This is a genomic window from Methylocystis sp. B8 (assembly GCF_005771425.1).
Classification (GTDB): domain Bacteria; phylum Pseudomonadota; class Alphaproteobacteria; order Rhizobiales; family Beijerinckiaceae; genus Methylocystis.
This window is the reverse complement of record NZ_VBTZ01000010.1, coordinates 15,160-32,319: the sequence shown is the minus strand read 5'-3', so window position 1 is coordinate 32,319 and position 17,160 is coordinate 15,160. Positions and strand designations below refer to the sequence as shown.

The window sequence follows — 17,160 nt, the reverse complement described above, 5'->3', positions numbered from 1 at the left end:
CGAGTCTTCCCTTATGGACGCGACCTTTGCTCGCTGGTTGCTCCTTCTTCGATTTCGGGGTCGCCGGACGCTTCGGGCCTCGCGCGTCCGCGTCATTCGGCCACCGCCTCTCCTGTGCGTCGCCAGGAAACTTCACGTTGTCGAACTTGGCCATCGCGTGGCGCTCCAAGACTTTCCCCCCGCGCCAGGTATGTAATGACGCGAGCCGGAATTTTCATTTGCCAGTCGTTCGGAAGATGCGCAGCGGCTCGCGCGTCCACTTAGCAGGCGCTCGCTTGAGATCCGCGGCGCGCTTTTCAGCGCGCCTTGGGCATGCGTGTGGGACTTTCACGGCGCTGATCGAACGACCGGCTCAATGGGGGTCAGGCCGCGTGATGAGTCGGCGCAATCGTCAGCTTGAGGCCAAGCGCCTTGATCACTTTCAGCACGGTCGCCAATTCTGGATTGCCCTCGGCGCTGAGCGCTTTGTAAAGGCTTTCCCGCGACAGACCGGCGTCTTGGGCGATCTGCGACATGCCCTTCGCGCGAGCAATTACGCCGAGCGCATGCGCGACGACCGCCGAATCATTGCTTTCCAATGCATCCTCCAGATAGGCCTCGATCGCTTCGGGGCTGTCGAGATATTCCGCGCTGTCGAACGCCGATGTTTTCGTGGCCATCGTCACTCATCCTCAATCTCTGCCGCCAGTGACTTCGCTTGCGCTATGTCTCTTTCTTGGCTGCCTTTGTCTCCGCCGCACAGCAAGACCAGGACCGTCTTTCCGCGTCGCACGAAGTAGACCCTGTAGCCTGGGCCGAAATGTATCCGCAGTTCGCTCACGCCCTCTCCAACGGGCGCGACGTCGCCAGGGTTGCCGAGCGCCAAGCGATCGATTCTCGCGATGATCTTCGCTTTGCCGCGCTGATCTCTCAGCCCTGTAAGCCAATTTTCAAATGCGTCCGTCTTCCGAACTTCGAGCACTTGGGCTGTATCCTATAGGATACTCGACAGGACGTCGAGAGCCAACTGAGGGGACGGTTTCATGGGTTTGCGGGAGCTGGCGCGCGAGATGGCGAATTCCGCGCGCTCGAACAAAGCCATGCGCCCGGCTGGTCGAGTTTTAGCGACGGGGCCGCCGACACGCCACGATAGGACACGCTGGGATCGAAGCGCGGCCCGAGTTACGTCGAGTCAGAGGCCGAGGAATGGAAACGCGGGCGTCAGCGCCGCGGCGAAGTCGCGCAGGTATTTCGTGACGTGCGCCCTTTCGGTGATCGTAAGCAAACCGGCCTTGTCGGCGCGCGTGAAGGGGATGTTCTCAGCGTCGAGTTTCGCGAACGTGCCGGCAGGCAGCGCGGGAAACTCGATTTCGACGCCGCCCATGGCGAGCAGTTTTTCGCGCGTCTTGCCGCCCTTCGCAACGCCCTTGGCGTCGGTGAAGCCGTACCAGAAGGGGAAGTCGTTTGGCGGTTTGCCGTGCTTGAGGTTGATCACTGCGACGTGATCGGCCCTGTCGCCGATCAAGCTCAACCAACGAGCGACGGATTGAGCGGCGCCGACGTCCGGCGAAATGACGTGAAGTAGCGTCAGCCTGTAGCCATGAGCTTCGAATGCGTCGAGAAGGCCGTCGAGTCCCTCGCCGCCGTCGACGATCCGCGTGAGATCGGCCAAGAGGCCGCCGGCGAGATCGTGAACGTAGAGCTTTTCACCAGACTCGATCGAGTCGAGCAGAATGTTGCGTTCAGCATCGGCCCGACCATTGTAATAGCCGACGCCTTCGACCGGATTCTGCACGCGTTCGACAGCGCCGGCGGCGTCGCGGCTGCCGAGAACGCGCGCCGTCGCGCCGACGCTTCCGTCGGCGTCATAGGCCGCGACCCGCTTGCCGTTGGTGCGGAGATGATCGACGAGCGTGCGCGTAAAAACGGATTTGCCCACGCCGCCTTTCTCATTGGCGACGAGGGCCACACGCTTGACGGCGGCGGGCAAGGCCGCCGCGCGAGGACGAGGTTTGACGGCGGCGGCAGTAGCAGTAGCCATGTCCGAATGTCCTTTACTGTCGGGGTTAATTATCGCGAGTTGGCGCGACGCTGAGTCTTGCTCGTTACACATCGTCATCGAAGCGATGCCCAAGAACGTCTTTCGCAGCTTTTCGAGCTTGCGCCGGAGGCTTCGTCGCCAATAGCGAAGGAGGCGTCGCCATCGTTCTCGCCGCATCGGCTGTCCTTGAGCCAGATTTAACTGTCGTCGTTTTTGATTTGGCGGCAACGAACGCGATTTTCTTTTTGCGTCGATTCGCGGGACGCGCGCGCGCCTCGTTGATGTATTTGTTCAATGTACGGGCGGCGATGACAAAGCCATTGCGGCGCATGATCTCAGCGAGTTCCGCGCTCGTATATCCTTTCGCGCGGAAAGCAAGCAGATCCGGCAGCAATTGCGCAACCGCGGCTTTGAGAGGGCTGCGAGAGCGTGCGTTTTTTTTCGGCGGCGCCGAGCGTAACGCCGATCGCAACGCTGAAACCTTATCGGAGGTCGCTAGCCTCGCTTCAACCGCATTGTCGTCCACAGCATCGCCTTCCTTCAACCTTTGCGCGATCGTCATGTTTCTTGCCCTATGCTCAGTTGAAGACGGCGGGAAATGCCAGCTCGGGGTGGCGCGACGATCACGAATCGAATCAAGATGACGTGCGACAAAAATATCGCGCCATTTGCGACGAGATCGCGGCGTGAATCATGAAATCTTCAAATATCGACGCCCTGCAGCGGCGTGCGTGGCGGGCGTTACCGATTCCTATAGGCACGCTCGGTGTGATCCGCGTCTCTGGTTCTTCCAGCGGACTTGCTTGGCGTCTCCCACGACTGCTTGGTTTTTCCCTCGACGATTTCCGCCCGATCGAAGCGGGCGCCACGACGTCGATGATGCGCCATGCGTTCGCGCGCCGCGTCGAGAATGCGCTTGCGCGCTTCGGCGTCTTTGGGGAAGGCCGCAAATGCGATGCGTTCGATTAGGGCGAGATGCGAGCGGGCGTTGCGGTCGTCAGCTCCGCCATCTGAATTCCGCTCAGGTACAGAGCGCCGAGCCGACGCTCCCGCGCTTCTCTGGTTGTGTTCGAAGGCATGCTGCTGGCGATGTTCAGATCGCCCTTGCATCTTCGTTAGCGCGGCGCGATCGAGTTCTGATGGCTCATAGCCTTTCGCCTCGATCCCGCGCGCGGAGGCGGCGAGCCAGGCCTCCCGCCGAAATTCTAACGAGCCCGACAGCTCGATCCTTTCCCAGCCGCGATGCGCGGCGATGGCGACGAGGTCACGGACGATTTCGACATTGGCGATGAGCGTCACCAGGCGGTCACGGCCGGCCTTCGCGATTAGATATTCGCCGTCGCGATCAGCGTAGATTCTCGCTTCCGTCGCGTCGATCCCCACGACGTAATATTTGCGGCGCAGATGCGCAGGTAGAAAATCGAATTCGGCTGCGCCGCCCGTCCCCGAAGCCGCGCGTCGATCAGTGGCGTCGCCCCGTTTGTCGTCGCTGTCTTGCGCAGCTCGCTTCAACTCGAACGCGCGGTCGCCATCTTTGTCGTTCTCAGCCACGGCTCATCTCCAGGCTTCGCTTGCGCCGCTGGCCGCGTCCTGCCGCGCCCTTGGCGCGCGCGTCTTCGCTCTCAAGGGGCTGCGAGGCGCTCGAATTCACGCTCGCCTCAGTGGCTTCCGAATTCGCGTTGTAGCGAGCGGCGCCGTCGATATAGCCCGCGACCCAGTCGTTCAGCGCCCCTTCCGAGACGTTCTCCAGATCGAGCGGCACGTCGCCGAGATTTGTGAGCGCGTCGGCGGGGATCGACGCGGGATCATCGATTTCCGCATCGGTCAACGGGCGGCGAATGACGATAGCGCGCAATTCGGCGACGTCCTGTTGCAATTGAAGCACCTGCGAGGCGAGCGCTTCATGGGTTGGCGCCGGCATCGGTTCGATGATCGGCGGCGGGAGGAGTCGGTCCGTAAAGCGGCGATCTTCGTAATAGACGAGCTTGTCGGCGAGGATCGGCGGAACGCCGGCCATCAACACGAAGGCCTTGGCTTTGGGCGTGAGTTTCAATTCCTGGGGCAAGAGGAGGGGACGCCGATGATCTGAGATCGTCTCGGAGCGGGAGCGATTGGAAAAGCCCCAAGGCCGCGATCGGCTCTTCGCTTCCACCGTCTGCGTTCCGAAACGCTCCGAAAGCTCGACGGCGACGTCGTGCTCCTTTGGGGTAAACACGATTTCGATGGCATGGTTGGTCAGAAAATTCTTGGCTTCGTCCGCGCCGTAGATCGCGCGCAATTGCGAGGGGCTCTGCAAGACGGTCAGCAGCCTAACGCCATAGCCGGCGATGAAGGCGACGCTCTTCGCCAGCACCCCGACATGGCCGAGAGAGGGAAATTCATCGAGAAGCAGCAGAAGCTGGCGCGAATGCGCCGGATTGTGTTGGGGTAGTTCGCGGGCGTTAAGATCGACCACCTGCTGGAAGAAGAGATTGAGGAGCGGCGCCAGCCGGTCGAGATTGTCGGGTGTCACCGCGAGATAGATCGAGATCGCCTCGGAGCGCAATTTGCTCAAATTGAAATCGCTCGCCGAGGTCGCGGCGTCGATGCGCGGATTGAGCCACAGCCCGAGGCGCGCGGTGACGGTCTTGCGCACCGATTGCAGCGTGTTTTCTGAAGCCGCGAGAAAATCATTGAGCGCCGCGACGCAAGAGGCCGAGAGCTGGTCTGGGCCGTCCTTCCGCCCGCTTAAAACGCGCTCGAAATGTGCCTTGACATCGGCAGCCGCTGTGAGCTGACGCAGAATTTCGCCGATGGTGAAAGGCAGTTGCGGCGTTTCGGCGATATAGCCACCAATGGCGATGAAGGCCGAACGCGCCGCTTCCGTCCAGAAGGGATCGCCGCGCGGTTCGGGGGGAAACAGCATGCCGGCGATCCGCTGCAGATCGTCATAGAGATCAGCCGGATCTCGGCGCACGCAAGAGAGCGGGTTATAGCGCGCCGTGCGGCCCTCGGGATCTACGGGATCGAAGAGATAGACCTTCTGGCCATGTGCGCCGCGAAAGCCCGCCGTCTTAATGAAATTCTCCTTCTTGACGTCGAGCACGACGACGCTGTCGCTCCAGGAGAGGAGATTGGGAATGACGACCCCGACGCCTTTGCCGGATCTCGTCGGGGCATAGACGATGACGTGCTCCGTTCCGCCGAAGGTCAGAAGCTTGCCATTCACCTGGGCGAGCAAGAGGCCGTTTTTTGCGCGTAGGCCCGCCGCTTTGATATCGTGCGGCGTGGCGAAGCGCGCGGCGCCATGGAGCGGCCTCGGCCTGGCGCGCAAGATCATGCCGAGCAGGGCGAATGTCGTGACAGCGCCAGCGATGAAGCCGATAGTCAGCCAGCGGTCGAGGCGTTTGTCGACTCCGAACTGCGGCGCCAGGGTCAAAATATCAAAGAGATGCAGGCCGCCGTCATGGGCGCGCAGGCCGATCAACAGCACGTTTGACGCGACAAGGAGAAAGATCGCCGCCGCCAAGAGCGAAAGACCTATCGCGAGCGCCAGCCGCGGCCAGGATCGCTCCCCTTCCGGGCGCGCGATCTTGCAGAAAGCGGAGAAACTTCTAAGCGATCTCGATTCAGAACGCATTTCGGCGCTTGGCCTCGGGATCATAGTGGATTTCCGTGATGCGGTAGCGACCATTGTTGCGACTCATCTGAACGACGATGTCGACCGTGAGATGCAAGAGTCGCCTGATGTCCTCGCGCGCGAGTTCGCGCCCCTCGGCGCTCTCCTTGACGAGCAGGGTGAGCTGCTCGAAGGCGAGCCGCGCGCTATCGGCATGGACCGTGGTGATTGAACCCGGATGACCCGAGTTGACGTTGCGCAGATAGTAGAAGGCCGTGCCGTCGCGCAGCTCCTGCAGCAGGATGCGGTCGGGGCGCATGCGCAAAGCCGATTCCAGCAATTCGCGCGGGCCGATCTTTGCGACGCCGGAGCCGTCCTTGGCGTAGAGCAGACGGACGTGGTTGGGCTGCGGAACGGAAAGCTCCGCCGTGTCCTCAATGGTGAGGATGCGCTCATTATCAGGGATCAAGGCCACGAGGCCTTTGGCGAGCGTCGTCTTGCCCGAGCCTGTCGCTCCCGAAATGACGATGTTGCGCCTGCTGGCGACGGCGCGTTCGAGGAATTCGCGCCAGCAGCCTTCGTCTCTGAGACGGACGAGCTTTTCTTCCTCGACGGATAGCCCGTCGCTCGCTTGGCGAACATCGGCAAAAAGCGAACGGCGTTCGAATTCTTCGAGGGTCATCGTTGCCGCGGCTGCTTTGCGGATCGTGAGGCTCGCCGTGCCCAAAGGCACGGCGGGCGGAATGACGATCTGGCAGCGCTCGCCCATCGGCAGAACGGTTGAGACAATTGGATGGTCGGCCGCGATATCCTGGCGCGTGAAGGCCGCCGCGGCGGTCGCGAGATTCATCAGATGAGAAAAGCTAAGACTTTTTCGCTCATGGCGCGTCCAAGCCTGCGGGCCTTCGGTGAAGACTTCGCCCGGTCTGTTGACAACGATTTCGGTCAATTCGGGATCGGCGAGGAGGTCGGCGATCGGCTCGAGCAATCGCAGCAGCACGCGGCGCTCTGCCGACGGCGCGGCGTCATCCAGCCTATCTGCAGGCAGGAAATCGACCAGAACGGCCGCTCCCTCGCCGCTCATGGTTTCGTGATCCGTTGCGGTCCGAGTACTCCGCCCGCAATTGTCCGGTCGAGAATTTGCGTACGACCTTCGATGATCCGCAGCCGATAAACGGAAGAGAAGTCGAGATCGCGGGCGACGAAGACTGAGACGAGTTCGCCTTGGTTCTTATAGAGCGTCGGCGGAATGTTGATCGATTGTTCGGTAGCGATCGACGCAGCGCCTTGTCCTGAGTTTTGGAGCGAATTGACTTGAACATTGGCCTGTGACAGCCGGGCGCCGGCGATTTGTCCGGCGTCGTTGACGATCGAGAGCAACAGAGCGCCACTGAACCGCTCGAAGAAATGATTGTCGATCTCGCCGTCGAATCCGGAGCGCCCGAGCGCATCGGTCGCCGGACTCGAGAGCGCAACGATCACGCCGGTCGGCGTCTTTGCCCGGGTCCACAACACGAACATGCGCCTTGAGCCGCGTCGCAGAGTGCTTCGGTATTCGCCGACGATTTGCGTCCCTTTCTCCATCAGCACGACTTGGCCGGAGTCGGACATGACGTCACGTTCAATAACGCACGAAACAAAACCGGCCACGTCCGACGACATGGCGGTCTCCAAGACGCAGGGGATGGCGGTTCCTTGCGTCACCACGAGATGACGATTGGGGAGACGCGCCGCCCGCACGCCTTCGATCGCGGTTGGCTTAAGGTTGCTCGCGAGTTCGTTGCGAGCTTCCGTAACGCCATAGCCGTTCGCGTAAATGGAGCCCGTCGGCTCAGTATCTATGCCGGGAAACGGGATCGTCGGCGCGCCGGATTTGGTTTGCTGTGGCCGATTGAAGACGAGCACAGGCGCGCGTCGCGCGCTGTCCATGAGCTCATCGGCTTTGGATCTCTCGACAACAGCCGGCGCCGCGACCGGAAGCGCTACCGGCTCCAGCCGAGCGACCGGCGGGTCGCGCGGACGTTCGAACGCATTCGCCACAGAAATCGTCGGCTTCTGTCGCGCCTCGGACTCGGTTGGCGCGCGCTTCCAGCTCGCCCACAGCACAAGGCCGCAGAGCGTGACGAGACCGACGACGCCCAATCCTTTGCGCCACGGCAGCGGCGCTTCTCCAACGGAAGAGACCGGCGTGATGCGACGCTCCTGATCGAGGGGGCCAGTTGGCGGATCTTCATTCATTGTTTTCGCCCTTGAACATGATTGTGATCGTCATCGCGTCCGCGCCGCGCGTCGTGGCAGCCGGGCGACGCTCGGGCTCGTCGTTCGCGTGATGTGGTTGACGCCCACTGGATCGAAGGCTTCATTGAAGATGCAGAGCACTTCCGCGCCTTGGCGCAGGCGCAATTCGTGCCCGACCGCATGGACCACGACGAGTTCGCCGCGCACATCTTTTGGCACGAGACTTTCGGTCCCATCAGCGGCGACGATGAAAATCGCCGGCACCTCTCGATTGCCCTCAAAGCGCAGCGTCGTCTCCTTGCCGTCGTCATAAACGGCGTCGGGCTCGAGATTCGGCGTCCCTTGCGCCGAATAGCTCCAATTGCGCGGCGCTGTGGCGTTGTGGAGCGCGAAGACTTCATCGACTGCGCGCGCCTCCATCTCGCTGTTCCTCGATGCGGCGGCGTAGCGGCGCGCTTCCGCCTCGTCTCCCGGATAGGCGAAGCGGACCATGAAGTAGCTTTCACCAAGCGAGCTTTCGGCGATTGACAGCTCGAATTGATAGGAGCGCTTGCGGCCGTCCCGGCGCGTCGTGACCACCTGCAGATTGGTCGGAGGGTGCCTTTCGCGCGGCTTTAGAAAGAGGATGTTGCCGGCCGGCGCGACTTCCCAGGAGACGGAATCGCCGATCGCGACATGAGCGATCTCTTCGTCCTCGGAAAAGACAACCTGGGTCGAGGCGCGGATGACGCCGTTGATTTTGACCACGTTGAAGGGGTCATAGGCGACCATTCGCATGCGCGCGTCGCGCGATCCAGCCATCGGTTGCTGCAGGGCGAGGCCCGGCAAAGGCGCGAGCAAAATCCCGCAAGCGATCATCGCCATGGCGCCAGCGAAGGAGAAGCGGTTCGTCATGGCGCGGTCTCTGGGTCGGAACGGTATTCGGAGACGAGAAAGCCGAGAGGGTTGATCAGGCGATCGGAGGAGGAGATCGTCGCCTTCTTCTCGAACGAGAAGGCGACCGTTGCGATCCAATGCGAAAGCTTGATCTCGTCGCCATGACGGACTTCGCGCAAATAGCGCACCGAGGCGAGGTTGGGACCCAGCAGCGAAATCGCCTTGATGCGGATTTCGGCGACGCCGCTCTTGCCATAGGCGACCTGCGGGCTGTCGGGATTTGAGCCCCGATAGAGGGTCGAAAAGCGTGTCTGCTCGCCTTGGGTCGAGAGCAGCGAAATGGTGCGGAAATTGGCGGGCGCCTCGACAAAACTGTAGCCTTCCCGCGCTCTCACATATTGCGCAAGAAAATATTTTGCGATCGCCTCGTCGTAGGCCTGCGGCTGGTCCTTCAGGGCGGAAACCACATCGACAATGCCGGTCGCGTTGTCGACGCGAATAACGAAGGGCTCGACGGTCTTGAGCGGAGTGAGCGCCGCGACCGCGCCGATCGAGACGAAAGCGAGAGCCGAGGCCGCCGCCGCGACGCCCCAGGCGATGCGCTTCGAGCGTTGCGCCGAGAGAAGGAGATCCTGCTCCCAGAGGCGAGCGCGTTCGAAATAGGCCTTCAAATCGCCGCGCTCAACCATGGTCTGCTTCCCCGCAACGCCGCGTCGAAGCGGCGATATCGAATATGGGGAGAGTGACGGTTCGCTCGCTCGCACGCGCCCTGTCGATTTCGCCCTTGCGGATGAGTGGTTCGCCAACAGCGGGTGGCGGAGCCGGCGGTTCAACCGGCGCAGCGTTCTCCCAATCCCAAAGCGACCGATTGAGCGGCCGCCGCGTCGAGCCGTCGCAGGACGGCGCGCTTACGCCTGTGAGACTTGCGCAACCGGTTAGAGGCGTGGCGAGCGCCAGCGCCAAGAATGCCATTCGTGCCGACATTGCGTCTCCGAAAACCGTGATCTTCAAGATGGCGAGTGTTCGTTATTCCGCGGGAACGTGACGGATGCTGCCGCCTCTCCGACGTCGCTGCAGCCCCTGGATCGTCCGTGTCGCGGCGACATGGGCGCCGGCATAAGCGCCGATCGTCGCCCCCAGGGTGGCGGTGGTTGCAGTGGCCGCCATCCAGCGGTTGAGCATGTGGGCGGCGAGCGATGCGCCCCCGCCGGCGAGCGCTCCGGCGATCTCCGGCAATTGCAGAGCGATATAGGCGGCAAGGCCGAGCACTGCGCTGATCGCCACGGCGCCGACGATCAACTGGCCGCCGGTCGTGGCGTTGGCGCCATATTTGTCGACGAAATGTCCGACGGTCGTCAGCATCAGCCCGATCAGCGCGACGACGAGGACGTGCAGGATCACGAAATTGGCGAGCTGGCGCGTCCAGGCTTCGCCAAATGTGCGCGTCGCTTCAAAAAGCATGAGCGCGATAAAGATCGGTCCGAGCGCCAACACCAGCGCGAGGCCGACCTTCGCATAGAGCATGATTGCGAACTGCAGGAAGCCGCTGACGGCGGTGAAGACCAATAGGATGGCGGCGATCAGAGCGGGCGCGATGTTGGTGATCCCAGCCTGCTCGTAAATCTGTGTCGCGACCTCAACGCCCTTGTTGAGCAATTGATCGAATGGCTGACCAGATTTCATATCGAGGCCGCCGCCGGCGATGGCGTTGCTAATTTCTTTGGGCAACGACTCGAAGAAGAGCCCAGTGACATATTGCTGGTAGGAGGCGGCGTTCGTCGCGAGCAGGATGACACCGACGATACGGATCGAACGCCAGGCGAAATCGAGGATCGGCTCCTGGATCGCGCCGCGCATGACCGCGACGCCGTAAACCACGATATACAGCATCACCGCGACTTGCAGCGGTCCGTCGACATAGGACGAGACGTTCTGAACGGCGTTCGAGACGAACTGCGTGATTGGTTGCTCGAACTCTTTCAAGAACTCGTCGAAGACCTGAATCGCCATCTGCTTTTCCCTTAGCGCTTCAGGCTTTGAATGGCCCGTTCTCTACCGAGCATCATCAGCCGCTCCTTGGCGTAGCCGGCGTTGACGCATTCGCCTGTGGCGCCGAGCCCGCCCGGATCATTGCGGCACCTGGCCCAGGCCTCGTCGAGCGCCTCTGGATTTTCGAGGAACTCGAGCACGGTGCGCGCTTTCGGCGGTTGGGGCGACGTAGATCGAGATGGCGACTTGTCATTGGCCTTGTCGCCGCAAGCCGCGAGAATGACGAGCGAGCCAAATACAAGGAGAGATCGCTTCACCTCAGGGCTCCTTTCATTTCTTGGACGAGCTGGCGACCGTGTTCGCGCTCGCGCTCGAAATCCATGTCCGCTTGCGCGCGCTGAATCATCGCGAGGCCTTGCAGGCGCAGCACGTCGTTTTGTAGCAACGCCTGTTCGGCCTGGAGGCGCGCCGAGAGATCGAGTACTTCCTTGGCGTCCTTGGAGCCGCTGATCTGGCGGCGGAGTTCCTCAAGCTGATCGATGCGCCGAGAGGCCGTGTCATAGACGGCTTGACCGAGCGAGTGTTTCGCGCCCGTTTGGCGAGCAATACGATCGAGCTCTGAGGCGTAGAAGGAGTTTCCCGGATTTTCTGTATAGAGGCGGTTTTGCGAAAGATAGCTGTCGATGGAAGAGGCGAAGCCGCCCGAGCCGGATCCTTTGATCAGTCCCTCGATCTGCGAGAATTCCCCCGGCAGATATTTCCGAAACTCCGATGAGTTCAGGAGGCTCGCGACGTCATTGGCGTTCGTCAGCCTATTGAAGGAGTCATAGAGCTGCTTCGCCTGCGCGAGCTGATCCTGCGCGACTTTCAGTTGCGAAGAGAGAGTCTCGACCTCTTTCTTCATCTCGATCAATTGATCGAACTGGCGGGCGAACACGCTCGGATCGAAAACGACCTGACTTGAGGCCGGAAAGGGCAGGGAGGCTATGATCACGAGAGGAATGAATCGAGCAGGCGGCTTCATGCGAGCCCCTTTCGTCGCTGATGAAAGAGTGGGAGCCATTTGGTCGGATCGTCGCCAACTTCGACGCGCAGGCGATCGACGAGCTCGACGGTCGCCGTGCGGCCGGAGAGGACGGCGAGCAAGTCATCCATGCCCTTGAGATCGAGCTCGGCGACCACCGCATCGTGGCCTTGCTTCAAGAGGAAGCGACGGCTCTCGGTCGAAAGCTCTTCGCGGATCAGCCGAAATTCCGTTTTGGTTAGATGAAAGCCGTCGACATAGTCGCGCGCCTGGCCACGGGCGTTCGGAAAGAAGATCTGGGTTGGGCATTGCTCGACGATTGTATGGGCGATCGGGGAGGCGAGCGCGTCGCGCGGCGACTGGGTGCCGAACACCATGACGCCGTTCTTCTTGCGGATGGTCTTGAGCCCGTCATTGGCGAGATCACGAAAGGCTTCGTCGCCGAGCGCCTTCCAAAATTCGTCGATCGCGATGACGATGCGGCGCCCGTCGATCAGCTCCTCTACTCGCCGAAACAAGACCATCATCAACGGCGTGCGGATGACAGGGTCGTCGAGGACTTCGGTCATGTCGAAGCCAAAGGCGTGAGAATCGATGCTGATTACGTCTTCGTCAGCGTCGAGAGCCCAGCCCAGCGCGCCGCCTTTACACCAACGCTCCAACCGGGTGCCGATCCCTTCCGTGTCGCGCTGGCCGAGAAAGACGCGCAGCGCCGAGAAGGATCGTTCATGGCGCGGCATGTCGCGCAGCGCCAAGAGGCCATTGTCGATCCTCTGCTCGTCACCGACCGACAGCGGCCTTCCCTCGACGCTGACGAGTTTGCCCACCAACGCACCGAGGAAGGCGAGGTTCGACGGCGTCAGATCGAAGCTCTTCAAGGGCGCGCAGCCCGTGGGCCTGCCGCTCTTCAGGGCGAGGTAAGAGCCGCCGATCGCCCGGATGAAGAGCTCGGCGCCACGATCCTTGTCGAAGAGGACGAGCTGGCAATCGAGCTTCTCCGCCTGCGCCAGAGCGAAAGTCAGGAACGCGGTCTTGCCCGACCCCGAGGGGCCGCAGATGAAGGTGTTGCCCAAATCTCCGACATGAAACGAGAAATGAAACGGCGACCCCGAGGCAATTTTCAGCGCTGCGACGGCCGGCCCCCAATGATTGCCCTCGGCCTTGCCTGAAGGATAGGCGTGGAAGGGTGAGAGTCCCGCGAAATTGCGCGAAGTGATCGCGCCGGCCCGCGCCCGGTATTTGAACAGGCCCGGCAATTGCGCCCAGAAGGCCGCCTCTAACCCGAGGTCTTCGCGCGCCACAACCGCGCCGACGTCGGCGAGAATGCGCCGCGCCTGGCTCATCTTGTCGAGGAGAGCCCTTGGTTCCTCGGCAAGGACCAGAAGCGACAGATGGTGCTCGCCCATCACGAATCGGTTCGACTCCAGATCATCGAGCGCCGCGTCGAGATCGCCAATCTGCGAGGCGGCGGGATCGTTGGTGGAGAGAAGCTGGTTCTGTTTGCGTGTCATCACCGTCTTCGCTTCCGCCTTGCCAAGAAAGGCGAAGCTCTGCGCGAGCACAAGTTCGAACGGCGCGGAGAGAAGGCCGTCGAGCAGGCCGGACCTGGTCGTCGCCGGATAATCCTTAAACGCAAGCATGCCTGCGAAACGTGAACCGCCGGGGGCGCGGATTTCGATCGTCTCGCCCCCGAAGATCAGGCGGTTGACATAGAGCGCCGGCCCGATCGGGCCTTGGACGAGCGGGAAGGGGAGCTGATCGCACGCGACGAGCTCCTGGAGGAAGGCGCCGGTTTCGGAAAAGATGATGCCGCGCCGTTCGATGAAGCCGAGGCGACGCGGGCCATAACGATCAAACGCCGCCATCAGATCGCGCGAGACGTCATCGAGCTTCTTAAGCCCAAATGTGTCAACCTCGATGCCGGCGTGCTGCGCGCGAGCAAGGCGGGAAAAGAACAGCGACGCGCGCTCGGTCGCGTCGCGTCCCGGATGCCAGACGAGCGTCAGGTAGAGCTCGTTTCCATAGAGCGTCTCGGAGATGAGCCGCGCCCGATAAGTCTCGTTGAGCTCGCGCGCGAACGTCGATCGAAAGGCGCCCTCAGGATACTCCGTGGCCCTCCGACGGATGACATGCGTCCAAAGCGCCAGCCGCTCGTCAGCGATATTGCGCAGCGTCAGATTGAGCTTGGCGTGGAGGTCGTTGAGATCGGCTGCGTCGGATGTCTCGAAGGAGACGCCAGAAAGTCGAATCGTGGTGATCAGCGCCCGCGTCGAGAGCGAGACCACGTGCTCGGTGGCATGGCGCAGATAGGGCAGGTGGGCGCCAGACTCCACCTCTCGCGCTTTGATACGCGCAGCGACGCTAGCCATGGATGAGCTCCTCGGTGCGGAAGCGGCGTACGAGCCGCAATGGCGTGCAGGAGGAGCCGCCCCAAAGATTCGCATTGCGATAACGGCCACGTGTCTCGAACCAGGCGAAAAGAATCCGGAATTGATTGGCGTCACGCCGGCAGACGAGCCGGCAGGCGAAGTGGATCGGCAAGGCGACGAGGCCATAAAGCAGGCTGCCAGCCAAGACGAATAAGATCGACGAGAAGATGATGTTGAGGCCCATGGCCTCCATCGTCACGCCGAGGATCATCGCTGGGCGCGTACAGGCGAGGAAAAGCGTGTCCTCGACGAGGCGTTCGTCGCTCATGAAGCGTTCCGATCGAAGAGATGGAAGTAAATAGGCGCAGCTCTGCGCCTATCGGCCAGTCAGCGTCGAGACGATCTCAGCGGCGCCGAACAGGATGGCGACGCCGAGAATGACGTAGCCGGCGCGCCTCAAATCGAGATAGCCGAACATCCAGGACATGCCGGTAATGATAATGGCGAGCGTAGCGAGCAGCTTGGCCACATTGCCGGTAAGCGCATCGACGATGTTCTGGAGAACGCGTTCGACATTGGCGCTTTGCGCCAATGCGGGTTCATTGAGAATGAGCGTGGCGGCAGTGCTTGAGAGCAAATTGAACGAGAGACGACGAGCGAAGGAGGGCGTCATAAATTTCGAACTCCATTTGAGATGGCCAGATAGGTTTGCGGGCGGCCCTTACCGTGGGGAGGGAGACGACTCATAGACGAGGAGCGATTTTCCGGAGTCGCCACCAAACACGTCCCATTTCTTTTTGGGCGTCTCGTGCGACTCCGTGGGAGCGGCGAACTCTTCTCGAGGAATTGGCAACTCTTCCCGATGACCAGATTCGCCATCAGCCGATAGCGACACGCCGGCATTCAAATCGATCGCTGCTTTCGACCTTGCAAAATGCTTCGGATCTTCGTGGAGAATCTGCGCGGCGCCGCGCAGCGACGGGCAGCTCTCGAAGGCGTCCGCGACGCCGATTCCCGCCTTATTGAGATCGCCAAATGTCAGACCAGCGAGACCCAGACGCACGTCTTGATTGCCGACCTTCGCCTGCATCGCGAGAGCAATCGCCTCGTCCTTCGAGGTCGCTAGTATTTTGATTGGCCTGCGGCCATCGATTGTGAGCGAAAGAGGCTCGAAGCCGCTCGCAGCGCGCACAATCCCGATCAGCGGCCTTATATCGACGCCCGGCGCGCAACCCTCGGCGAGCGCCATGAACGCTGAGAAGTCCATTTCGTTGCCTCCGCGACGTCAGGCGGCGTCGCGCTGCGCTTTTCGTCCGCGCAGTCGTGGACGGATGTTGGCGTCGGCGCTGAAACGGCGGCGGCTTTGTGAGGCGAAGCGCATGGTTCAAATCTTCCGAATCGCGGATGAATTCGGGCGCAGGGAACCAGAAGCGCGGTGGCGATAAACCTGCGAAATTTCACAGGAGTTTTATAAGCGTGTTCACAAAATCGCCGCATCGTGGTCACAGACACCAGTCCGAAATTGGCGGCGGTCTTCAAAAGCATTGTGGAGGCCGTTGCTCGAACAGGGGGCGGGGGGCGCGTCGAATCAACGGCGAAAGGCCCAAAAAATGCGGCGAGTTGAAAATGCATTTCAGGAATTCATCGACGGCGTCAGCACAGCGTCAGACAAGGCGGCGTTTCGCGCGGTTGCCGAGCGGGCGACCCAGAAATTGGGCTTTCGCAGTTTTGCTTACCTCGGACTCGCCGAGCATGGTCACACATTGATTTCGACATATCCGAAGCAATGGACCACGCGCTATTGGAGCCAACGCTACGATCTGATTGATCCGGTTCTCATCCGAGCGCGTCGCGACCGTGATCCTTTCCACTGGAGCGGCCCGCAGATGGCGAGGGGTCGAGGAGACCAAGTTAAGCGCTTTATATGCGAGGCGGCGGAGTTCGGAATCGAACGTGGCGTCACTATCCCGATTCCGGCTGGGTTCGATCGGTTCGCGCTTTTCACTTTCGCAGCCGATAAGCAAGGTTCAGATCTCCACGAAAAGATTTCGAAGGCAAGGGACATTTTGCAACTCATGGGCATGTATTTTCACGCCCATGTCGAAGCCACGTTGAAAACTCCTGTCGGCCTTGATCCGTCGTCGCCTTTGAGCCAACGCGAGGCGGAATGTCTCGCTTGGACGTCACGCGGCCGCACCATGGATCAGATCGGTCAGATCCTCGGCGTTAAGACGCGCACCATCGCCTTTCATCTCGACAGTGCGCGCGCCAAACTCGACGCTGAAAACGTCGCGCATGTCGTGGCGCTGGCGTTGAGGCGCGGGCTGATTCCCTAACCGGAAGCAGGGCGAAGGCGAACTCGCGCCGACAAGCGAGGCTGGGTAGCTTTGCGTTGATACAAAATCGGGTGATGCAAGAGACAGGACGCCCTCCCTGTCTCTCCCTGCAGATCACTCTTCCGGACTGCCGCCCGCATTCTTCACGTTCGAATCGGTCGCCTTCGGAATTGGGAGGTAGCCCAATGCGTCGTCGAAGGCGACAAGAGTGGTGAAAGCTGATTTCAACTCCGCCGTCGCCTCACTCATTGCGAAGCGGATGTTGTGCAGCCGGGAAATGGCGTCCTGCCCAGCTTCGATGAGATTCGATCTCGCGATCGGAGTGGCGGGGTTGGAAGTCGACTTTTCGAGGCGGCCGTGCCATTCGACAAGCGCTTGGTGCGCCGTCGCCTCTTCCTTTTCCAACGCTTCGACCCTGGCGAGCGCTTCGCGATAACGGAGCAAGGCTTCGAGAGCTCTCTTTTCGAAATCGGCATTCTCGCTCATGCGCTCGCTTCTCTGACCGGGCCGAAGAGGCTGCCATTTACATCCTGAACCCGTAAAAGGATTTTTAACGCTGTGCCGCGGGCTCGAGGTTCACAAATCCCGTCGGCGCGAGAGCGGCGCGATCGAAACTCATGGGTTGGAACGACCATCAGTCATTCGCGCCATCCTGGAGATGGGTAGACTGTCACTTTTGTCATCAAGCAAGCGAACACCATTGCGGCCTG

Annotated in this window: 19 protein-coding genes; 1 reads left to right on the top strand and 18 read right to left on the bottom strand. The window is 61.3% G+C overall.

Annotated elements, in window-relative coordinates; genetic code table 11:
• Positions 1-362 precede the first annotated feature (362 nt).
• From FEV16_RS14225 to FEV16_RS14145, 17 genes are all read right to left on the bottom strand, one after another.
• Complete coding sequence (locus tag FEV16_RS14225) at positions 363-659, bottom strand: addiction module antidote protein (RefSeq protein ID WP_138168293.1); 297 nt, start codon at positions 657-659, stop codon at positions 363-365.
• 2 nt (positions 660-661) lie between these two features.
• Positions 662-961, bottom strand: coding sequence for a type II toxin-antitoxin system RelE/ParE family toxin (locus FEV16_RS14220; RefSeq protein ID WP_138168292.1), 300 nt, complete (start codon positions 959-961; stop codon positions 662-664).
• A gap of 210 nt (positions 962-1,171) precedes the next feature.
• Positions 1,172-2,020 carry a P-loop NTPase gene (locus FEV16_RS14215; RefSeq protein WP_138168291.1) on the bottom strand — a complete coding sequence of 283 codons (849 nt, stop codon included), beginning with the start codon at positions 2,018-2,020 and terminating at the stop codon, positions 1,172-1,174.
• 741 nt (positions 2,021-2,761) lie between these two features.
• Positions 2,762-3,571 carry an LPD7 domain-containing protein gene (locus FEV16_RS14210; protein WP_138168290.1) on the bottom strand — a complete coding sequence of 270 codons (810 nt, stop codon included), beginning with the start codon at positions 3,569-3,571 and terminating at the stop codon, positions 2,762-2,764.
• Entirely contained in the window at positions 3,564-5,639 is a 2,076-nt protein-coding gene (locus FEV16_RS14205; protein WP_138168289.1) for a type IV secretory system conjugative DNA transfer family protein, read from the bottom strand. The genes FEV16_RS14210 and FEV16_RS14205 overlap by 8 nt, the downstream gene beginning before the upstream one ends.
• Complete coding sequence (virB11, locus tag FEV16_RS14200; RefSeq protein ID WP_138168288.1) at positions 5,629-6,702, bottom strand: P-type DNA transfer ATPase VirB11; 1,074 nt, start codon at positions 6,700-6,702, stop codon at positions 5,629-5,631. Before virB11 ends, FEV16_RS14205 begins: the two co-directional genes overlap by 11 nt.
• Positions 6,699-7,856: a type IV secretion system protein VirB10 gene (virB10, locus tag FEV16_RS14195; protein ID WP_138168287.1), complete on the bottom strand. Its 1,158-nt coding sequence runs from the start codon at positions 7,854-7,856 to the stop codon at positions 6,699-6,701. The genes virB11 and virB10 overlap by 4 nt, the downstream gene beginning before the upstream one ends.
• Positions 7,857-7,886: 30 nt before the next feature.
• Entirely contained in the window at positions 7,887-8,750 is an 864-nt protein-coding gene (virB9, locus tag FEV16_RS14190) for a P-type conjugative transfer protein VirB9 (protein ID WP_138168286.1), read from the bottom strand.
• Complete coding sequence (locus FEV16_RS14185; RefSeq protein ID WP_138168285.1) at positions 8,747-9,421, bottom strand: virB8 family protein; 675 nt, start codon at positions 9,419-9,421, stop codon at positions 8,747-8,749. The genes virB9 and FEV16_RS14185 overlap by 4 nt, the downstream gene beginning before the upstream one ends.
• Positions 9,414-9,716: a hypothetical protein gene (locus FEV16_RS14180; protein WP_246657346.1), complete on the bottom strand. Its 303-nt coding sequence runs from the start codon at positions 9,714-9,716 to the stop codon at positions 9,414-9,416. Before FEV16_RS14180 ends, FEV16_RS14185 begins: the two co-directional genes overlap by 8 nt.
• A gap of 42 nt (positions 9,717-9,758) precedes the next feature.
• The gene (locus tag FEV16_RS14175) at positions 9,759-10,742 is read right to left on the bottom strand and encodes a type IV secretion system protein (protein ID WP_138168284.1); all 984 of its coding nucleotides are present in this window, start codon (positions 10,740-10,742) and stop codon (positions 9,759-9,761) included.
• Positions 10,743-10,753: 11 nt separating this feature from the next.
• Positions 10,754-11,038 carry an EexN family lipoprotein gene (locus tag FEV16_RS14170; protein WP_171015238.1) on the bottom strand — a complete coding sequence of 95 codons (285 nt, stop codon included), beginning with the start codon at positions 11,036-11,038 and terminating at the stop codon, positions 10,754-10,756.
• Complete coding sequence (virB5, locus tag FEV16_RS14165) at positions 11,035-11,745, bottom strand: P-type DNA transfer protein VirB5 (RefSeq protein WP_138168283.1); 711 nt, start codon at positions 11,743-11,745, stop codon at positions 11,035-11,037. Before virB5 ends, FEV16_RS14170 begins: the two co-directional genes overlap by 4 nt.
• Entirely contained in the window at positions 11,742-14,114 is a 2,373-nt protein-coding gene (locus FEV16_RS14160) for a VirB4 family type IV secretion/conjugal transfer ATPase (protein ID WP_138168282.1), read from the bottom strand. Before FEV16_RS14160 ends, virB5 begins: the two co-directional genes overlap by 4 nt.
• A complete protein-coding gene (locus FEV16_RS14155; protein WP_138168281.1) occupies positions 14,107-14,442 on the bottom strand; it encodes a type IV secretion system protein VirB3 in 336 nt (111 codons plus the stop codon). Before FEV16_RS14155 ends, FEV16_RS14160 begins: the two co-directional genes overlap by 8 nt.
• A 48-nt stretch (positions 14,443-14,490) precedes the next feature.
• The gene (locus FEV16_RS14150) at positions 14,491-14,787 is read right to left on the bottom strand and encodes a TrbC/VirB2 family protein (protein WP_138168280.1); all 297 of its coding nucleotides are present in this window, start codon (positions 14,785-14,787) and stop codon (positions 14,491-14,493) included.
• Between the two features lie 48 nt (positions 14,788-14,835).
• Complete coding sequence (locus FEV16_RS14145) at positions 14,836-15,381, bottom strand: lytic transglycosylase domain-containing protein (protein WP_138168279.1); 546 nt, start codon at positions 15,379-15,381, stop codon at positions 14,836-14,838.
• 343 nt (positions 15,382-15,724) lie between these two features.
• On the opposite strand from FEV16_RS14145, the gene FEV16_RS14140 reads away from it, so the two are divergent.
• On the top strand, positions 15,725-16,450 hold the full coding sequence (locus tag FEV16_RS14140; protein ID WP_138168278.1) for an autoinducer binding domain-containing protein: 726 nt from the start codon (positions 15,725-15,727) through the stop codon (positions 16,448-16,450).
• 114 nt (positions 16,451-16,564) lie between these two features.
• Here FEV16_RS14140 and FEV16_RS14135 read toward each other — a convergent pair whose 3' ends face one another.
• Complete coding sequence (locus tag FEV16_RS14135; protein WP_138168277.1) at positions 16,565-16,936, bottom strand: hypothetical protein; 372 nt, start codon at positions 16,934-16,936, stop codon at positions 16,565-16,567.
• Positions 16,937-17,160 lie beyond the last annotated feature (224 nt).